Origin of the sequence: Roseinatronobacter alkalisoli, assembly GCF_028745735.1 — a bacterium.
Lineage (GTDB): Bacteria > Pseudomonadota > Alphaproteobacteria > Rhodobacterales > Rhodobacteraceae > Roseinatronobacter > Roseinatronobacter alkalisoli.
In genome coordinates this window covers 39,793-58,168 of sequence record NZ_JAQZSM010000004.1, presented here as the reverse complement: position 1 = coordinate 58,168, position 18,376 = coordinate 39,793, and the positions used below count along the sequence as shown (strand labels likewise).

Below are 18,376 nucleotides of genomic sequence, written 5' to 3'. Positions count from 1 at the left end.
GGCGATAGATTGCGTATTTACGGCAAGATGAAGGGATAAGGCGATGATCGAAATCGCAGATGTGGGAAAACGCTTCGTGTTGCACAATCAGGGCGGCGCGATACTGGATGTGATGCACGCCGCCTGTCTGAACGTGCGCGCCGGCGAATGCGTAGCGCTGGTGGGTGCATCGGGGGCCGGGAAATCCACGCTGATGCGGATGATCTGGGGCAATTACCGCTGCGACCAAGGATCGATCCGTGTGGCGGGCGTGGAACTGTGCGGCGCGCAGGCGCGTGACGTTCTGGCCCTGCGGCGCAGCAGACTGGGCTATGTCAGCCAGTTCCTGCGGGTGATCCCGCGTGTGCCCGCGCTGAATGTGGTGGCAGAACCGCTGGTCGTGCAGGGCGTGGACGAAGACCACGCGCGGGCACAGGCGGCAGCTTTGCTGACGCGGCTGAATATTCCACAGCGGCTGTGGGCCTTGTCGCCAACAACATTTTCCGGGGGGGAACAGCAGCGTGTCAATATCGCGCGCGGCTTCATCCATCCTTGGCCGGTAATGTTGCTGGATGAACCGACAGCAAGTCTTGATGCGGTCAATCGCGCGGTTGTGCTGGACCTGATACGGGAAGCAAAAACCCACGGAGCGGCAATTCTGGGCATTTTCCATGATGCCGCCGCGCGCGATGCTGTCTGCGACCGCGAAGTGGACATGGCACAGTTTACCCCGGCGGCGGCGGGCGCGGCATGACCGGGCAACCGCAAAGCGGCCAGCTTGTTGCAGTGGTCGGGCCATCCGGCGTGGGCAAGGACACGCTGATTTCGGCGCTGGCCAGCGCGCGGCCCGATATCGTGATTGCGCAGCGCATCATAACCCGCGCCGCAGATGCGGGCGGCGAGGATCATCTGGCCGTGTCCGAGGCACTGTTTGACGCGCAACTGGCGATGGGGCGCTACGCGTTTCACTGGGGGGCACACGGGCTGCGCTACGCGATACCCGCCAGCATCAATGCCGAACTGGCGCAGGGGCGCGTGGTGGTTTTCAACGGATCGCGCAAGGCACTGCCGCACATCGCCGAACGTTATCCGCAATTGCTGGTACTGATGGTCACGGCCCCGCCCGAAATGCTGGAGAGGCGCCTGCGCGCACGCGGGCGGGAAAACACGCGCGAAATTGCGGCACGGCTGAAGCGGGCGGAACTGTCAGCGCCGCAGGGCGCGCAGGTCATTGTCAATGACGGGTCGGTGGATGTTGCAGTCGCGCGGATGCTGGGCGCAATCAGCCGCCCAGAGCGAAGCGCCTGAGCAGATGGAAACGCCCGTCCGTATCTTCGCCAAAGACAGCCAGATCTGTCAGGCGATGCCGGTTTTCCAGCACCGGGTCAAACCATGCATGGGCGACGCGCAGCGCATCGGGCATCTGTGCAGGGGAAAGTCTGCCGGTCAGGGTGATATGAAAGCGGAATTCTTCCAGCACATAGGGATAGCCCCAGTCCTGCAAAAGCTGTTCTTGCCGCACAGTCAGGCCAGCGCTGCGGCGGCGGGCCAGTTGCTGCGCGGTAAGTGGCGCGCGGAACGGGTCCAGTTCACGCACGACCGTGGCCGCGAAATCGTCAAGGGGTTGGGGCTGCTTTTCGCACACCATGGCCAGAAATCCATCAAGCGGGCGCAGACAGAGCATGCCCATATCAACATGGGCAAGACCCTGCGCAAGGGTGTCCACCGCATCAAGAAACGTGGTGGCGGGAATGTTCAGGTGCATGGGCGGCTTCAGCGTGGCGTGCAACCCGTATTTCCGGGGTGTCGCGGTCAGCAGGGCCAGATCCAGCCCCAGTTCGGGATGTGCGACAGCGCGGCCTTCATCGGCATCCCATCCCAGCCATGCCGCCCCTGCCCGCGCAAACTCACTACCCGCGGGTGGCGTGAAATAGACCGCGAAACGTGTGTAACCACTCAGCATGTGACCAAGACCCTTCCTTTGCAGACATGCCTGTCTTGCACAGCACCATGACAAGTCAATGACGGATAACCCGGGGAACCCACTGATGACAGAGCTTGTTCTTGCCAATGCCCGCCTTGTGCTGCCACACGAAACCCGTTCCGGCGCAATTATCATCAAAAATGGCATCATCACAGCGCTGGAGGATGGCGTGCGCGTTCCCAAAGGCGCTGTGGATTGCGGCGGTGACCTGATCTGCCCCGGCCTGATTGAACTGCATACCGACAATCTGGAACGCCACCTGACCCCGCGCCCCGGTGTTGACTGGCCGCATCCGGCGGCTGTTGTCGCCCATGACAGGGAACTGGCGGGCGCGGGCATTACGACCGTGTTTGACGCGCTGCGTGTCGGCACGCTGGATGGCAGCCATGGGGGGGCCGGTCGCTATGCCCGCGCGCTGTCGCATGAAATACTGGCCCTGCGGGCAGCGGGGGCACTGTCCATCAGTCATTTCCTGCATTTGCGGGCAGAAATCTGTTCACATTCGCTGCTGGATGAACTGGATGAATTCGGGGCGCAGGACCGTATCGGCATTGTCAGCCTGATGGACCACACGCCGGGCCAGCGCCAGTTCGCCGATCTTGGGCAATTGCGCACCTATCTGAAGGGAAAGTTCAACATGAACGATGCCGATTTCGACGCCCATGTCGCGATGCGGCGGACGCTTGGCGACAAGATGCGCACCACCCATGAAGCGGCAGTTGTGGCAGCAGCGCAGCGCTATGGGGCGACACTTGCCAGCCATGATGACACAACGCAGGGTCAGGTCGCGGTGTCGGCGCAACACGGCGTCCGGCTGGCCGAATTCCCCACCACACTGGCTGCGGCGGATGCCTGCCATGCCCACGGTATCGCCGTGATGATGGGTGCCCCTAACCTGATCCGCGGGGGGTCCCATTCGGGCAATGTGGCGGCGGCGGACCTGGCGCAGGCCGGTCGGCTGGACATTCTGTCATCGGATTATGTGCCTGCGGCGTTGCTGCAAGGTGCTGTGCGGCTGGGCGAAATGCTGGGGGATATGGCGCGCGGTATTGCCATGGTCACCCAGGCACCCGCGCAGGTCGCGGGCCTTGCTGATCGCGGGCGTATTGCCACAGGGCTGCGCGCCGATCTACTGCGCGTGGCCCTGCCTGCATCGGTGCCGGTTATCAGGTCCGTCTGGGTGCGGGGTGCGCGCGTGGCGTAACGTCCTGTCAGATGATCGCGCCGGGGCCACTGGCCGCCACCCCTGCGGTGGACCCGCATGTTCAGGGACCACAAATACCCTTTGGCCACGGAGCATCGCACATTGCATCACGCGGCAATGACAGGGGTGCCGTGCATCCACCCGGCGGTGCATCGCTTACAACGGGAACAACAGGGCTTGTCATTTTGTCACACAAGTGCGAAGCCGCGATCGTCCTGTTTTCCTGATGAAAGCAACTTGTCATGACCATTCGGCTTGCTGTGGTGTCCACGACGAAGGACACGGATCGCGTGTTGCAGACCATGCAGGAGATCAGCGGCGGCGCGGTGAAGGTTGTCCTTCATTTCGGGGAAAAGTCCGCACAGTTCCGCGCCTCCAGCATGTCACGGATGAAAGCCAGCATGGCGACTGACGGGCATATCATGCAAGACAGCACCTATAGCGGTGCAGCAGAAATTGCCTTTCGCACCGATGACTATTACCGCCATCGCGATGAATTCACGGACCACCTGACGCGCAACAGCGCCATGTTCAAGCAGAAATCCCACCCGCTGGAAACAGTGGACGAATATCACAGCTATTTCCATGTACTGTATGACACCATAGCGCGCGAAATGCGGGACCGGGGCGTGACACATGTTCTGATCTTCTCAGTGCCGCATCTGGGCTATGACACGGCATTGTATCATCTGGCAAAGGCGATGGGCCTGCCTGTGCTGATGGTCACGCAGGCACTGTTTCCCAACCTGTTCTTTTCCACCAGCGATGTGGGGGCGACAGGGCTTTACCCTGCCGACCCTGCTGCCGCCCCCTATCCCATTGCACAGGGAGAGCAGCCGCAGCTATTCTACATGAAAGGTGTCAAGCAAGCGCGCGAAGAAGGCGGGTCGATCACGGCGCGCGCGGTGGCCGAACTGATGACCTATCTGGTGCTGAAGGCCAGATGGCGCGCATTGAACCCGGTCTATGTATGGCGTTTGCTGGCACATATGCGCCGCATATACGGCGTTTTCCCGCGCTGGCGCGACCCTTTCGCAGCGTTTTTCCATGAAAACGCGCTTGCCTATTTCGACCAGCTTGCCAGCTATGAGGAACAGGACATCGACCTGTCTGGCGACTATGTTTACGTGCCGTTGCAAATGCAGCCCGAAATGACGACATCTTCGCTGGGCGGGCGGTTCCGTGATCAGGCCTATATGATCGAACGGCTGGCCGATATGCTGCCCGATGGCGTGCGCATTCTGGTCAAGGAAAACCCCAAACAGGGTGCCTATATGCGCGGGCCAATGTTCTTTCACCGCCTGAAGCGCATTCCGCAGGTGCAGTTCCTGCCATCTTACGCCAATACCCATGCGCTGACCGCGAATGCGCGCTTTGTCGCAACGATTTCCGGCACGGTCGGCTGGGAAGCCCTGTGCATGGGCAAGCCTGTGCTGGTATTCGGGGGGGCATGGTATCGCGCCTTTCCCGGTGCCGTCGCCTGGCGCGAAGGGCTGCGCTATGAGGATGTGGCGGATGTGACCTTCACGCATGCAGCACTGCAGCAGGCTGTCGGGGCGCTGGTCGCGCGCTGTCACCCCGGCGTTGTGGATCGCGACTATATCGAAATCGTGGATGGCTACAGCGACGCGGCCAATGTCCGGACTGTCGCAGCGCAGATGCTTGGCCTGCTGCAAGGCGATATTCCCATGACATTCGTCGGGCCTGACAGCGGATCGTCACCTGTCATGTAAGGTTGCGTCCGCTTCGGAATGTTCTGCGCAACCCGGACTGGCCAGCGGGGCCGGGAACTTGTGCCACCCTCTTGTCTGTGAACCGCGCTGCAATAGCTTGACGAAAGCATTCCAATCATTGCATAGGCTTAAGATAAGGATCGCGGGTGCCACACCGGAGGACAATCGCATTCATGTTCAGGGACGCCCTATTATACGTGCCATATTCAGGTATGATAATTAGATGAAAGTTGCGATTATCCCCGCACGCGGGGGCAGCAAGCGCATACCGCGCAAGAACATCCGGAGTTTCGCCGGGCAGCCCATGATCGCGCATAGTATTGATGCCGCACGGGCGGCGGATGTGTTCGATGCCATCCTGGTGTCAACCGACGATCCCGAAATTGCACAGGTCGCCCGCGAGTACGGTGCAGAGGTTCCCTTCACCCGCCCTGCTGCGCTGTCGGATGATCACGCCACATCGATCGCCGTGATTGCCCATGCCGTTGACTGGCTACGCGCAGCCGGACGCCCCCCGCAGGACGTGTGCTGCCTGTACGCCACCGCCCCTTTCGTGCGCCCGCAAGACCTGCGCGACGGCCTTGCAATGCTGCATGCGACGGGCGCGACCTTCTGCTTTCCGGTCACAAGCTTTGCCTTCCCGATCCAGCGCGCGCTTGCACGCGATGACAGCGGTGCCGTCACCATGCTGCATCCGGAGCATGAAATCACACGCTCGCAGGATCTGGCAGAATATGTGCATGATGCGGGCCAATTCTATTGGGGCCATGCGCAGGCCTGGGTTGACGGGCTGCCAATCTATGCGGCGCATTCGCGCACCATTCTGATGCCGCGCCACCGTGTGCAGGATATTGACACCCCCGAGGACTGGACAAGGGCCGAACTGATGCACCTTGCGCTGGCCCGGTCCACCCCGAAGGAGTAGCGGATGACCCGATACATGACCGAACAAGAGGAATTCTGGGCCGGAACATTCGGCACGGAATACATCCAGCGCAATCAGGGCGAAAAGCTGCTGGCGTCAAACCTCGCCTTTTTCGCCAAGGCACTGGCTGCGGCGAATGGTGCGGAAAGCTGCGTCGAGTTCGGCGCGAATATCGGCATGAACCTGCGTGCCCTGCGCCTGTTGCGCCCTGACATGGCCCTGCACGGAATAGAAATTAACGCCGACGCCGCGCAGGAACTCGCCCGGTTTGTCGGCGCAGATAACGTGCAGCAAGGGTCCATTCTGGAACTGGACCCGCCGGTCTGCGATCTGGCGCTGATCAAGGGGGTGCTTATCCATATCAACCCCGAAGTGTTGCCGCAGGTCTATGACAAACTGGTGGGGGCGACCCGGCGCTGGCTGCTGGTTGCCGAATATTACAACCCCGCCCCAGTCGCCATTCCCTATCGCGACCATGCCGAACGTCTGTTCAAGCGCGACTTCGCAGGCGAAATCATGGAACGCCATCCCGCCATGAAACTGGTGGATTACGGTTTCGCCTATCGCCGCGACCCGCAATTCCCGCAAGACGATATCACCTGGTTCCTGATGGAAAAGCGCTGAGGATACACCATGCTGACCTATTGCAAACGCTGCGTGATGCCCAGCACCAAGCCCGACCTGCATCTGGATGAGGACGGCATCTGCAATGCCTGCCGCGCATATGAAAACCGCAAGACGGTGGATTGGGACGCGCGCTATGCGGAATTGCAGGACGTTCTGGAACGCTACCGCAAGCGCGATGGCAGCAACTGGGACTGCATCGTGCCGGTCAGTGGCGGCAAGGACAGCACATATCAGGTGGTGCGGATGTTGCAGATGGGGTTGAACCCGCTTTGCGTGACATCGACCACCTGCGACCTGTCGGATATAGGTCGCGCGAATATAGAGAACCTGAAACATCTGGGCGTGGATTACATCGAAGTGTCGCCCAACCCGCTGGTCCGCGCGAAACTGAACCGCGTGGGCCTGAAGCAGGTGGGCGATATTTCCTGGCCCGAACATGTGGGCATTTTTACCATTCCTGTGCGCGCGGCGGTGCAGTTCAACGTTCCGCTGATCATCTGGGGTGAAAATTCGCAAAACGAATATGGCGGTCCGGCTGCGGCGGCTGGCAACAATGTGCTGAACCGGCGCTGGCTGGAAGAATTCGGTGGCCTGCTTGGCATGCGCGTGACCGATCTGGTCGGTCAGGACGGAATCGAGCAGAAACACCTGCTGAACTATGTCTATCCGACCGATGAAGACCTGGCGCGCGTGGGCGTCACAGGCCTGTTTCTGGGGCATTACATCCCATGGGACGGTTTGTCGAACGCCCTGATTGCCGGGGCCAACGGGTTCCGCAGCTTTGATCGCACAGTAGAAGGGTCGATGGTGAATTATGAGAACCTTGATAATTACCACACTGGCATTCACGACTATTTCAAGTTCCTGAAATTCGGTTTCGGGCGCGCGACGGATATTGCCTGCCTGCATATCCGGCGCGGGCGGTTGACCCGTCAGGACGGGCTGGACGCGGTGCGCAGGCTGGACGGGCGCTTCCCCTGGACCTATCTGGGCAAGCCGCTGGACAAGATTCTGGAACCGCTGGAAATGTCAGTGGATGAATTCATCACCATCTGCGACCGCTTCACCAACAAGAAGCTGTTCAAGCGCAATCCCGATGGCAGTCTGCACAAGGATCGCGAAGGCAACCTGACCAAGATCAACCACGACAACATCTGAGGGCGAATGCGCGTTGCGGTCATAGATTACGGTACGGGCAATCTTGGCTCGATGCTGCGCGCGCTGGAGGAACTGGGCGCGCAGCCTTTCCTTGCGACAACCCCCGCCCAGCTTGCCGGGGCCGCGCGGCTGATCCTGCCGGGGGTGGGCAGTTTCAGCGACTGCATGGCGGCACTCACCGAAGGCGGCTGGATAGCCCCCCTGCACCGCTCTGTCGAAGAAGACCGCGCGCCGCTTCTGGGGGTCTGCGTGGGTATGCAGCTTCTGGCGGACCGCGGAACCGAAGGCGCAAACACGGCAGATGGCACCGAAGGGCTGGGTTTCATACCCGGACGGGTGGAACACCTGCGGCAGCACGGCTGTAGCGCGCGCCTGCCACATGTCGGGTGGAATGCAATCCACCCTGCGGGCGCAGCCGATCCGCTGCTTGCGGGCATTCCGGAAGGGACGAATTTTTACTTTGTCCACAGCTATGCCATGCACCCCGACCACCCCGAAGATGTCATCGCCACTGCCATGCATGACGTGCCCTTTGCTGCTGCGGTGCGCCGTGGCCATGTCTGGGGCACGCAGTTCCACCCGGAAAAAAGTTCGCGCGCGGGGTTCCGGTTGCTGCGCAATTTTCTGGAAAGGGGCGCGCCATGCTGACCACGCGCATCATTCCCACCCTGCTGTGGAAGGAATTCGGGCTGATCAAGGGCGCGGGGTTCGATTCCTGGCGGCGCGTGGGCCCTGTCCTGCCCGCGATCCGCGTCTATAACCAGCGCGAGGTGGACGAGTTGATCCTGCTTGACATCACTGCGCAGGAAACCGGCGATGACCCTGATTATGAATCCATCGCCGAATACGGGCAGGATTGCTTCGTGCCACTGACCTATGGCGGGGGCGTGCGCAACATCGAACAGGTCAAGCGATTGCTGCGCGCGGGCGCGGATAAGGTCAGCGTGAATACGGCGGCATATGAGTCACCATCGCTTGTCACCCGGATCGCGCAGCGGCACGGCAGCCAATGTGTAGTTGCCAGCATCGACGTGCGCCAGACCGCGCCCGCACAGTGGACCTGTTTCAGCCATGCCGGCAGCCGTGACACGGGGCGTGACGCCATTGCCTGGGCGCGCGAATTGGAAGATCGCGGTGCAGGTGAAATCCTGATCACATCCATCGAACGTGACGGCACTTTTGAAGGGTATGACCTGCCGCTTGTCAGCGCGGTTGCCGACGCTGTGACGATACCGGTCATCGCCTCTGGCGGGGCGGGGAATTATCAGCATATGGTGGACGTGATCATGCAGGCCGGGGCCTCCGCTGTGGCGGCGGCAAGTATATTCCATTTCACCGAACTGACCCCTGCAGGGGCCAAACAAGCACTGGAAGCGGCCGGCATTCCCGTGCGCAAGCCCTTTGTCGATGCGCCCGCAACCTGATGCGGCCTGCCCACTTCTGGACAGGCGCAGGTCTGTGCGCTAAGGCGAAAGCCATGCGGCACAGGACCGAAACTTCAGACATGACTGCGGCTGCGGCCGCCCCACTGCAAAAGGCTCTCTGATATGCTCGAAGGCGCGACAATACTTCTGACCGGCGGCACCGGCTCCTTCGGGTCTGCTTTTGTGCCCATGACGCTGGCACGCTACAAGCCGCGCCGCATCATCATCTATTCGCGTGACGAGATGAAGCAATGGGACATGGCCAAGATCTATGGTCAGTATCCCGAAGTGCGCTTCTTTATCGGTGATGTGCGCGACCGCGAACGGCTTTACCGCGCAATGGACGGGGTAGATTATGTCGTCCATGCCGCCGCGACGAAAATCGTGCCGACAGCGGAATACAACCCGTTCGAATGCGTCAAGACCAATATCAACGGTGCCATGAATGTCATCGATGCCTGCATCGACAAGGGCGTGAAGCGTTGCGTGGCGCTGTCCACGGACAAGGCGTCCAGCCCGATAAACCTGTATGGCGCGACGAAACTTGCATCTGACAAACTGTTTGTCGCGGGCAATTCCTATTCCGGCGCGGAGAAATGCCGCTTTTCGGTGGTGCGCTATGGCAATGTGATGGGGTCGCGCGGATCGGTCATTCCGTTTTTCCTGCAACAGCGTGACACGGGGGTGCTGCCCATTACCGATGCGCGCATGACACGTTTCATGATCACGCTGGAACAGGGTGTGGAACTGGTCTGGCACGCGCTGGAGGATATGGTCGGCGGCGAGATATACGTGCGCAAGATCCCGTCCATGAACATTCTGGACATTGCCCGCGCCGTGGCCCCCGATGCCCGTCATGAATTTGTCGGCATCCGCCCGGGCGAGAAGCTGCACGAACAGATGATCGGCGCAGAAGATGCGGGACATACCTATGAATACGACGATTATTTCAAGATCATTCCGGCCATTCACAATTGGTCAAGCGACCCTGTCCGCATCAAGAACGGGCGCAAGGTCGCACCGGATTATTCCTATGCGTCTGACACAAACCCCGAATGGATGAGCCTTGAAACACTGCAGGACTGGGTTACGAAAAACGCCGGTAAGATCGGAAAATTCTGAATGATCCCATATGGCAGACAGGATATTTCGGAAGATGATATTCGCGCGGTCGAAGCGGTTCTGCGGTCTGATTTCCTGACTCAGGGGCCGGCGGTTCCGGGGTTTGAGGACGCGATTGCCCGGCGAACCGGCGCGACCCATGCGGTCGCGGTCAATTCGGCCACATCAGCGCTGCATATCGCCTGCATGGCGCTGGGTGTCGGGCCGGGGGATTTGCTGTGGACGGTGCCGAATACATTCGTGGCCTCGGCCAATGTAGGGCTTTATTGCGGGGCAGATGTTGATTTCGTCGATATAGACCCCGACACCTATCTGATGTGCCCCAAGGCGCTGGCCGAAAAGCTGGCGCAGGCCGCGCAGGCCGGGCGTTTGCCGAAAGTCATCATTCCGGTGCATTACGCGGGTCAGACCGCCGACATGGCCGCGATCGGCGCGCTGGCCCGCGCGCATGGCGTGCGCGTGATAGAGGATGCCTCCCATTCCATCGGCGCAAGCTATCGTGGCGCGGCGGTCGGCGGCTGCGCGCATAGCGATATCACAGTATTTTCGTTTCACCCGGTCAAGATCATCACTACCGCCGAAGGGGGCTGCGCCACCACCAATGATGCGGAACTTGCCCGCCGCATGGTGCTTGCACGCTCACACGGGGTGACGCGGGATACGGCCCAGATGCAGAACGCAGATGATCAGGGCGCGTGGTATTACGAACAGATCGCGCTTGGCTACAATTACCGGATGACCGACATGCAGGCCGCGCTTGGCCTGTCGCAGATGGCGCGGCTGGATGACTTCATCGCACGCAGGCACATATTGGCGCGGCGATATGACCTGCTGTTGCAGGATTTACCACTGGTGCGCCCGGTGCAGTCGCCCGACAGCTATTCCGCGCTGCATCTTTATCCTGTGCAGGTACAGGACCGCGCCCGCGTCTTTGCCGCGTTGCGTACGGACGGGATTGGCGTGAATGTGCATTACATCCCCGTCCATACCCATCCGTTCTGGCGGGCGAAAGGCTTTGACTGGGGGATGTTCCCGGTGGCCGAAGCCTTCTACCACCGCGCAATCAGCCTGCCATTGCACAGCCGCCTGAGCGAAGCCGATCAGGATCAGGTCGTGGGGGCACTGACCCGCGCCCTCACGGCCTGACCCCAGCTGCCCGCGCGTCACCGCCCCAGCAGTGCGGTGCAGTACCTATGGGCGGCTTTGCGGGACAAAGCTACCTAGACGCTGTTCTGGGCCGCCGCGTTGCGAATTGCTTGGTCAAGAGTGCGAAGCAGTTCTCCTAATCCGACAACCGATTGTGAACCACATGCCCCCGCTCAGACAGCCGGTAGCCGCTCTGGAGGCTTTCCGTCAGCCCAAGCTCTTTGAGTTGCCGGATTTTTCGTTTGACGGTCGGCTTCGTGATCCCAAGGCTTTCTGAGATATTTCCAGCAGTTTGGCCGGCATATTCCCCGATCAGCTGAAGTGCCGTTGTGGTCCAGGCTCCTGTCCGGCTGTTTTCATCCAGGACAGCAAGGCGTTTTCGTATCGCTGCCAGTTCTTCAACCCCAATGTCAGTCTGCTGCTGCAGAGCTTCGCGGGGGTCCGGGCCAGAAAGGTGAAATGCTATCCGGTAGAGTTCGCCGCCCTTCCCTTTTCGGAGTTCGGCAAGCAATGCTTTGCGATCGTTGAATCCAGCCCTCCCCGCGTCCTCGTCAGAAATTTCATCTGGCCTGACCGTTTCAACGCTCTCGATGGCGAGGATGCCGACCGGCGTCCGCAATGAGCCGTCGGATTTCACCGTGGGCCTTGTCCACTGCCGGAAGGCGAGCGTTATCCTGCCAGTCTTGATCTCTTCGAGAACGTTGTTTCTGAACAACATATTACTGCCAAGTGGTGGCGTGATCGGCTGCAAATCTGGAAAACGACACCGCCGGTCGCCCGATGATGTCCTCTACCGCCGATGTGACGCCGGATGCAGCCCCGGTGCGATAATAGCGGCACAGTCCTATGATATCTTCTGCATAGGCAGGCGTGAGCCCCGCCGCGATCATCTCGGCACGGCATTCCTCGTCTGTAATGTTCACATAGCGCACGGGCAGACCATGCGGGGTGACCAGCAAAGCTGCTGCCTGATCGTATGTGAGCCCTTCCGGACCCGACAGATCATAGGCCCTTCCGCGCAAGGACGTATCGACAAGAACGCGGGCAGCAACAGCGGCAATGTCCCGCGCATCGATGAAGCTGACAATGGCGTCGTCACAGGGCAAACGCACAGTGCCGGTGTAGGCAATCATGTCCCGATAGTAGGTGTAGAAGTTCTGCATGAAGCAGTTCGGACGCAGCAATGTCCAGGACATCCCCGATTGTTCAATTGCACGCTCCACGGGCCGGTGAACCCGCGCGATTGAAAACGCCTCAGTGTCTGCTCCCCATGTCGAAAGCTTCACGATGTGAGCAACGCCAGCCGTTCTGGCGGCATCGACAACTCGCAGCTCCGCTTCAGTCTGGTCGGGGATATCCCCGATCAGCAGAAAGAGCTGATCCATACCCTCAACGGCTTCGCGCAACCCTGCGCCGGTCCGGGCATCAATCATGACCGGGTCGGCACCCGCAATGTCGACAGGGCGGCTTCGGTATCCTGCACGAACCGGTAGTCCCGCGTCCGCGAGCGCTTGGGCGACAGGCCGACCAATCAGACCGCTGGCCCCCATCACAAGAGTCTTTGGCTTCCCAGACATATTACATCCCCACATACCAATGGTATGTTTTGAGCATACCATCGGTATGTGAGTCAACTGGCGAGAATGCCGTCCAGCAAACGCAGGAGGACAATTTCGCCTTGGGCGATCCGGTTGTGAGCCTCGTCACGGGAAGCCCATTCCACCGTCTGATAGATCGCTCCGGCCAGCGCACGAGTCGTTGCTTCCAGATCGAGGCCCGCAAGCGCACCCGAAGCCTGAACGGCCCCGATGGCGTCACGCATCACAGAAAGCATGTGCTTCTCGTCAATCTCAGCGCATTCCGCCCATGTAAGAATTGCGCCCGCATCAATGCAAACGATACGCATCACATCAGGCTTTCGCAGTTCATGCAGAAAGGTCCGGCAGACAGCCTTGAGACCCTGGAAAGGGTCAGGCGCGGCCCGGCCCGCCTCGCGCGCACTGGCGGCGACCTCGCTCTGAACGGCGACAAGGACTGCACGAAACAAGTCCTTTTTGTCGCGGAAATGATGATAAAGCGCGCCCTTGGTAAGCTGAAGAGGTGTCAGAATATCGTTGAGGCTGACGTCGCCATAACCGCGATCAGCGAAGGCCGCACGCGCGACCTGAACAAGCTGGTGATGGGTATCAGCCGCTTTGGCTGCCTTGTGTTTAGATTTTCCCTGCATACCGATAGTATGCATGTTCGGCGAAGCGTAAGAAAGGGCTACAAGCCGTCATCCAACACCCTGCGTCAGGTAACAGGCCCTACAACGCCCCGATCGCCGAAGGTGGGTGCGGCGCGCCCTTCCAGAAGTTCAAGGACCGTTCCTGCCACAAGCGCCGCGTTTTCCTGCGGGTCGTGGTCATCCACCATCGCGCGGTAATGCCGGTCGATGATGCCGCCATGGCTGCGGGACAGCAAATCGCCCGCCGCGCGTTCCAGCGCCGCGTGGTCCCAGGTCAGCCCCGCCACATCGTCATAACGCAACCCGTCCCGATATTCGACAACGCCGGGAAAGCTGCGATACCACGCCTGCCCGAAGGTCAGCGCGGGTTTGCCGATGCGCACCGCCTCCCATCCGACGGTGCCGGTGATTGTGGCGACAAAGCGCGCATTCGCGGTCAGCGCATGGGTATTGGCGTAAGATGGCAGGAACTGCACCTGCGGAATGCGCTTCAGGCGGTGAAAGAACATTGGCCCGCGCATATAGGCACCCTGTTTGGGGTTTTCCTTGACCAGAATGCGCACGCCATCGGGCAGCATATCGGCCAGCCGTTCCACCGCCAGCGCCTGATCAGCGTAAATTCCGCCAAGCGATGCGGTTGTCATTTCGGGCTGCAATTGCAGGGGCATGTAGACATAGGGGGTGGACAAGTCCACAGCCTCGCTTTCCTGTTCGACCAGATGGTCGAAGTAATCAAGCTGGCTGTCATGGAAGAACCCCGCAAACGGATCCCGCCAGTCAGGCAGCCCGCCATAGATGGCCTGCATCCGGGACAGAACACGGCGCAGATAGAACGGGTTCAGCGCCATATGCGGCCTGCGCGTGATCAGGAACGCCACGAGGTTCAGGACGGCCCGCGCACTCAGCCGCCCACGTGGCGAAGGTTCCTGCTTCACCCCTTTCATGTAGAACAGTCCGGGCTGTGACTGCGTGTCAATGGGATAGGTCGCCGCATCCGGGCGCGGCACAAACGCCCCCAGATCGGCGGGGTCGCGCATGGAAAAGAACTGCGCCGGAAACAGTGATTGTGTCAGCACCAGCGTCGGCAACCCCATGGCCCGCGCCACCTGATAGGCGATGGTGTCATATGCCAGATGGGGGATATTGAAAAACAGCGCATGCGTCGCGCCGCTGTCACGAATCTGTGCCGCCATCGCATCGGCCAGAATATGGAAGTAATCAGCATATTCCTGCATCGCGTGAATGCGATGCGGGCGCAGGTCATTATTCTCGCTGCGCCGCTCCAGATGGGCGATGAATTCTTCCATCTCCTGCAAATAGCCGGGGTGCTGGAAAAGCGCCTGCGCCGCGCCCCGGTAGCGGTCGCGGTCCATCAGATGGCCGATACTGCCGCGCCTGCGGTTCATCCGCGACAGCGATGTGCCCTTGAACTGCGCATCCGTTCCGCCCAGATGCAGGGCCATTTCCAGCCTGTCGCCCGCCTGCGCCAGCATTTGTGCGATGATCGGTGAATTGCTTTTTGAGGTGGCGACGCAGAACAGGCGGATGGTCATGCGGCGGGGCCCAGCATTGTCCAGTCTAGCGGCTCCCCCCGCTGCAACGGGCGGGTGGCGCGGCACCCAAGCACCTGCGGCAGATAACGCGGCGCAAGCCCCAGTCCGGGGCGGATTGAACGGATATTATCTTGCGTCAGCACATCGCCTGCGGCCACATCCGCCACAACATAAAGCGACCGGCGGAACAGCGCATTTCCGCCCCCGATGCCCGCGCGGTCATGGCGCGCCTGCCCAAGCGCCAGATGCGCAGTGCGGCAGTCGCGCACAAGCGCTGCGAATTCCGCCGGTTCCAGTGAAAATGCAGCATCCGGCCCGCCATCGGCCCGCGCCAGCGTCAGGTGTTTTTCAATGATGCACGCGCCCAGCGCCACGGCGGCCACGGCAACCACCGACCCGGGCGAATGGTCCGACAGCCCCACCGGCACCCCAAAGGCCGCAGCGAGGGACGCGATGGTGCGCAGGCGCATATCTTCGACCGCGGCGGGATAGGCCGAAATGCAGTGAAGAAGTGCAACCCCTGCCGCCCCCCCTTCACGCGCGGCGCGCAAGCCTTCCTCAATCTCGCCCAGGCTGGCCACGCCGGTTGAGATGATCACGGGCTTTCCCTGCGCGCCCACAAGGCGGATAAGCGGGGTATCGACAATTTCAAAAGACGCGATCTTATAGGCCGGTGCGTCAAGCGTTTCCAGAAACGCAACGGCTGTGGGATCGAAGGGCGAGGAGAAGCACTGCAATCCCTGTTCCCGCGCCCGCGCAAACAACGCGGCATGCCATTCCCACGGGGTGGATGCCTCGCGGTATAATTCATGCAGCGATCGCCCGTCCCATAACCCGCCCTGAATGCGGAATTCGGGGCGGTCCACGTCAATCGTGATCGTGTCTGCGGTATAGGTCTGCAATTTTACCGCATCGGCCCCGGCTTCGGCGGCGGCATCCACCAGCGCCAGCGCCCGTTCCAGTTTGCCGTTATGATTGCCGGACAGTTCTGCGATGATATAGGGCGGGTGTCCGTCGCCGATCGGGCGGCCTGCAATCTGGAACGGGGTCATGGTCGAGGATCTTTCGGGAACTGGATGGAAAACACGCTGTCTATGTCGCATTCGTTCAGCGAAAAGACAAGAACGCGCCCATCGTCGCGGCTGGCCATCTGCCTGAACGAAAGCGCGCGGTGCAATGCAACCGAACGGGGATTGTCGGCGCGCACCTCTGCCTCGATTTCCGCGCAATCCGGGCGGCTGAACAGCTGCACCAGCGCCAATGCCAGCATCCGCCGCCCTGCCCCCTTCGGTGCATCATCCGCGCCAATATAGAACCCCCAGCGCCAGATCCCGTCATCCCCGCGACGGGCATTCACATGCCCCAGATCGCGGCCCCCTTCGGTATAGACCCAGAACACCCCGTCAGTCCGGCCCTGCAAACCCGCGATCCAGTCCAGATGGCCCTGCCAGTCCAGCGCTGCAGTGTTCAGGCTGGCCGCCCGGATATGCGGCTGGTTCCGCCAGTCGAAAAGCAGGCGCGCATCGGCGGGCGTGACTGCGCGCAATTCACCCCCCAGCACGTCAACCACCCGCTGCGTGCCCAACCCGTCGCACAGACCGGCGGCGACCTGCCCCATTACCGGGGCCTGCGCAAGCGCGACATGCAGCGCGGCCTGCAGTTCACGCGGGTTACGCGCCTGCGCCACCTCCAGCACCTGCACCGCCCCCGCCTGCGCAAGCGCGCGCGCAACATCGGTCTGATTCTCGGCCACGGGAACAAGCAGCGTGGCAAGCCCAAGGCAGCAGCGCTCCCAACTGGTCATGCCCCCCGCGCCGATGCACAGATCAGCGCGCAGCATCAGCCCGGCCATGTCTTGTGTATCCACATGCAGCGCAAACCGGGAATGTTCAGCGCAAAGCGCGCGCACGCGCGGCAATGTCTGCGCTGATGCACCCATCACGATATCTGCACTGACCCCCGGCACCTGTGCCAGGGTCGCAACGATGTCAGGCGCCAGTCCGGCCGCATCCGCCAGTCCCAGCGTGACCAGCACATGCCGACCATCACGCGCTTTTGCCCTGCGCGCCAATGCCTGCGCGCGCAGCGCGGCAAATTCCGGCCGCAGCGTCGCATACGCAGGCCCTGACAGCGGCGCAGGTGCAGGATGTGTGCGCGCGGTTGAGTCCAGCCGCGTCTGGTCCAGAACCAGATCAGACCCCAATGCGCGGTCATCCAGATCATCGATCGCCATAACGCGAAGCCTGCCAGCAGCCTGTCGCACCACATGCACCCAGCGCGCGTCCAGCCCGTAGTGATCCCAGATCAACCAGTCTGCCGCGAAATCCCTGACGGCCTGTGCTGTCACCTTGGCATCATCCTGCCAGGGCGCTGACAGCCAGCGCTGATGCCACGGCCCGTCGTCGTCATGCCCGCGCACGCGCGGCGCAACCGGATAGACCGCGAAACCAGCCCGCGTGACCATACCTGTCCAGTCAGTCCCGGTTGCCGCCATGACGAAAGCAGCGGTATCGCCCTTGGCACGCAGGGACTGCGCCAGGGAAAGGCAACGCATCATGTGCCCTCCTCCGATCATGCCAGAGGCGTCAGCCCGAATGATTACCCGCATGCAAGGCTCCTTTTCGACACACCCCCCGGACACCAAGGCGCGCCTGCACATCTTTTGTAGAAGCCTTGGTGCGAAAATACCATCCGCACATGCGCGGATGCAGCGCTTTATCCCGGTTCAGGCAATCACCAGACGCCCCGCCCCGGATCAAGGTGAAACACCCCCCTTTGACCTGAAGCAACGCCATGCATTTCGTCGAGCAACTGGTTTTGGGACATTTTCCTTGCGCGACATGGGACATGGACACTGCGCGCGACCGATTGCCGAACCTTCCGCCACCAAAAGCGTCAGCCCCCGTCCGAACAAGGACCAGACATGACCACAAACCCAAGATTACCAGCTTGTTAAGTGGTGCCCGGGGGCGGAATCGAACCACCGACACGAGGATTTTCAATCCACTGCTCTACCCCTGAGCTACCCGGGCACGGGTGTGTGAGTTTCACACGACACGCAATTTGTTTGCGTAGGGTGCGCGCTTATTATGTCAGGGAAATCGTACTGTCCAGAGGGTAGTTGGAAAAAGCGCAATCGAAATCACACTGAATGGCACGCAGTCCCGTCAGGACTCCCGAACGGGCCTGCATATGACATGGAAATTGCTTGCAGCAGGCCTGTTAACCGCGCTGATTTTACCGGGGCAGCCCCCACGGTGGGGGTGCCCCGTTATCAGATACACCACCCCGGCA

At 61.1% G+C, this 18,376-nt stretch carries 18 protein-coding genes and 1 tRNA gene; 11 read left to right on the top strand and 8 right to left on the bottom strand.

Going from position 1 to position 18,376, the window contains the following annotated elements:
- Positions 1-43: 43 nt before the first annotated feature.
- Entirely contained in the window at positions 44-733 is a 690-nt protein-coding gene (gene phnL / locus PUT78_RS06020) for a phosphonate C-P lyase system protein PhnL (RefSeq protein WP_274351338.1), read from the top strand.
- Entirely contained in the window at positions 730-1,287 is a 558-nt protein-coding gene (gene phnN / locus PUT78_RS06015) for a phosphonate metabolism protein/1,5-bisphosphokinase (PRPP-forming) PhnN (RefSeq protein WP_274351337.1), read from the top strand. The genes phnL and phnN overlap by 4 nt, the downstream gene beginning before the upstream one ends.
- Here the strand turns inward: phnN and PUT78_RS06010 are convergent.
- Positions 1,262-1,942 (bottom strand): DUF1045 domain-containing protein, encoded by a 681-nt coding sequence (locus PUT78_RS06010; RefSeq protein ID WP_274351336.1) that lies wholly within the window; start codon positions 1,940-1,942, stop codon positions 1,262-1,264. The two genes, phnN and PUT78_RS06010, sit on opposite strands and share 26 nt — an antisense overlap.
- A gap of 85 nt (positions 1,943-2,027) precedes the next feature.
- Here PUT78_RS06010 and PUT78_RS06005 point away from each other — a divergent pair, with 85 nt between their 5' ends.
- From PUT78_RS06005 to pseC, 9 genes are all read left to right on the top strand, one after another.
- Positions 2,028-3,167 carry an alpha-D-ribose 1-methylphosphonate 5-triphosphate diphosphatase gene (locus tag PUT78_RS06005; protein WP_274351335.1) on the top strand — a complete coding sequence of 380 codons (1,140 nt, stop codon included), beginning with the start codon at positions 2,028-2,030 and terminating at the stop codon, positions 3,165-3,167.
- Between the two features lie 242 nt (positions 3,168-3,409).
- Entirely contained in the window at positions 3,410-4,900 is a 1,491-nt protein-coding gene (locus tag PUT78_RS06000; protein WP_274351334.1) for a capsular polysaccharide export protein, LipB/KpsS family, read from the top strand.
- 223 nt (positions 4,901-5,123) lie between these two features.
- Positions 5,124-5,825, top strand: coding sequence for a pseudaminic acid cytidylyltransferase (pseF, locus tag PUT78_RS05995; RefSeq protein WP_274351333.1), 702 nt, complete (start codon positions 5,124-5,126; stop codon positions 5,823-5,825).
- Between the two features lie 3 nt (positions 5,826-5,828).
- On the top strand, positions 5,829-6,449 hold the full coding sequence (locus PUT78_RS05990) for a pseudaminic acid biosynthesis-associated methylase (RefSeq protein ID WP_274351332.1): 621 nt from the start codon (positions 5,829-5,831) through the stop codon (positions 6,447-6,449).
- Positions 6,450-6,458: 9 nt separating this feature from the next.
- Positions 6,459-7,610, top strand: a complete 1,152-nt coding sequence (locus tag PUT78_RS05985) for an N-acetyl sugar amidotransferase (RefSeq protein ID WP_274351331.1) — start codon at positions 6,459-6,461, stop codon at positions 7,608-7,610.
- Between the two features lie 6 nt (positions 7,611-7,616).
- Positions 7,617-8,258, top strand: a complete 642-nt coding sequence (gene hisH, locus PUT78_RS05980; protein WP_274351330.1) for an imidazole glycerol phosphate synthase subunit HisH — start codon at positions 7,617-7,619, stop codon at positions 8,256-8,258.
- Positions 8,252-9,034: an imidazole glycerol phosphate synthase subunit HisF gene (gene hisF / locus PUT78_RS05975; RefSeq protein ID WP_274351329.1), complete on the top strand. Its 783-nt coding sequence runs from the start codon at positions 8,252-8,254 to the stop codon at positions 9,032-9,034. Before hisH ends, hisF begins: the two co-directional genes overlap by 7 nt.
- Positions 9,035-9,157: 123 nt before the next feature.
- Positions 9,158-10,156 carry a UDP-N-acetylglucosamine 4,6-dehydratase (inverting) gene (gene pseB, locus PUT78_RS05970; protein ID WP_274351328.1) on the top strand — a complete coding sequence of 333 codons (999 nt, stop codon included), beginning with the start codon at positions 9,158-9,160 and terminating at the stop codon, positions 10,154-10,156.
- The gene (pseC, locus tag PUT78_RS05965; RefSeq protein WP_274351327.1) at positions 10,157-11,302 is read left to right on the top strand and encodes a UDP-4-amino-4,6-dideoxy-N-acetyl-beta-L-altrosamine transaminase; all 1,146 of its coding nucleotides are present in this window, start codon (positions 10,157-10,159) and stop codon (positions 11,300-11,302) included.
- Positions 11,303-11,438: 136 nt separating this feature from the next.
- On the opposite strand, the gene PUT78_RS05960 is transcribed toward pseC, so the two are convergent.
- The 7 genes from PUT78_RS05960 to PUT78_RS05930 form a co-directional block, all read right to left on the bottom strand.
- Entirely contained in the window at positions 11,439-12,020 is a 582-nt protein-coding gene (locus PUT78_RS05960) for a hypothetical protein (protein WP_274351326.1), read from the bottom strand.
- A gap of 1 nt (position 12,021) precedes the next feature.
- The gene (locus PUT78_RS05955) at positions 12,022-12,879 is read right to left on the bottom strand and encodes an NmrA family NAD(P)-binding protein (protein ID WP_274351325.1); all 858 of its coding nucleotides are present in this window, start codon (positions 12,877-12,879) and stop codon (positions 12,022-12,024) included.
- 53 nt (positions 12,880-12,932) lie between these two features.
- Positions 12,933-13,529: a TetR/AcrR family transcriptional regulator gene (locus PUT78_RS05950; protein WP_274351324.1), complete on the bottom strand. Its 597-nt coding sequence runs from the start codon at positions 13,527-13,529 to the stop codon at positions 12,933-12,935.
- A gap of 65 nt (positions 13,530-13,594) precedes the next feature.
- Positions 13,595-15,082 (bottom strand): capsular polysaccharide export protein, LipB/KpsS family, encoded by a 1,488-nt coding sequence (locus tag PUT78_RS05945; RefSeq protein WP_274351323.1) that lies wholly within the window; start codon positions 15,080-15,082, stop codon positions 13,595-13,597.
- Positions 15,079-16,134 carry a pseudaminic acid synthase gene (gene pseI, locus PUT78_RS05940; RefSeq protein WP_274351322.1) on the bottom strand — a complete coding sequence of 352 codons (1,056 nt, stop codon included), beginning with the start codon at positions 16,132-16,134 and terminating at the stop codon, positions 15,079-15,081. The genes PUT78_RS05945 and pseI overlap by 4 nt, the downstream gene beginning before the upstream one ends.
- Complete coding sequence (pseG, locus tag PUT78_RS05935) at positions 16,131-17,690, bottom strand: UDP-2,4-diacetamido-2,4,6-trideoxy-beta-L-altropyranose hydrolase (protein ID WP_274351321.1); 1,560 nt, start codon at positions 17,688-17,690, stop codon at positions 16,131-16,133. The genes pseI and pseG overlap by 4 nt, the downstream gene beginning before the upstream one ends.
- Positions 17,691-18,039: 349 nt before the next feature.
- Positions 18,040-18,114, bottom strand: a tRNA-Phe gene (locus tag PUT78_RS05930).
- Positions 18,115-18,376: the final 262 nt, after the last annotated feature.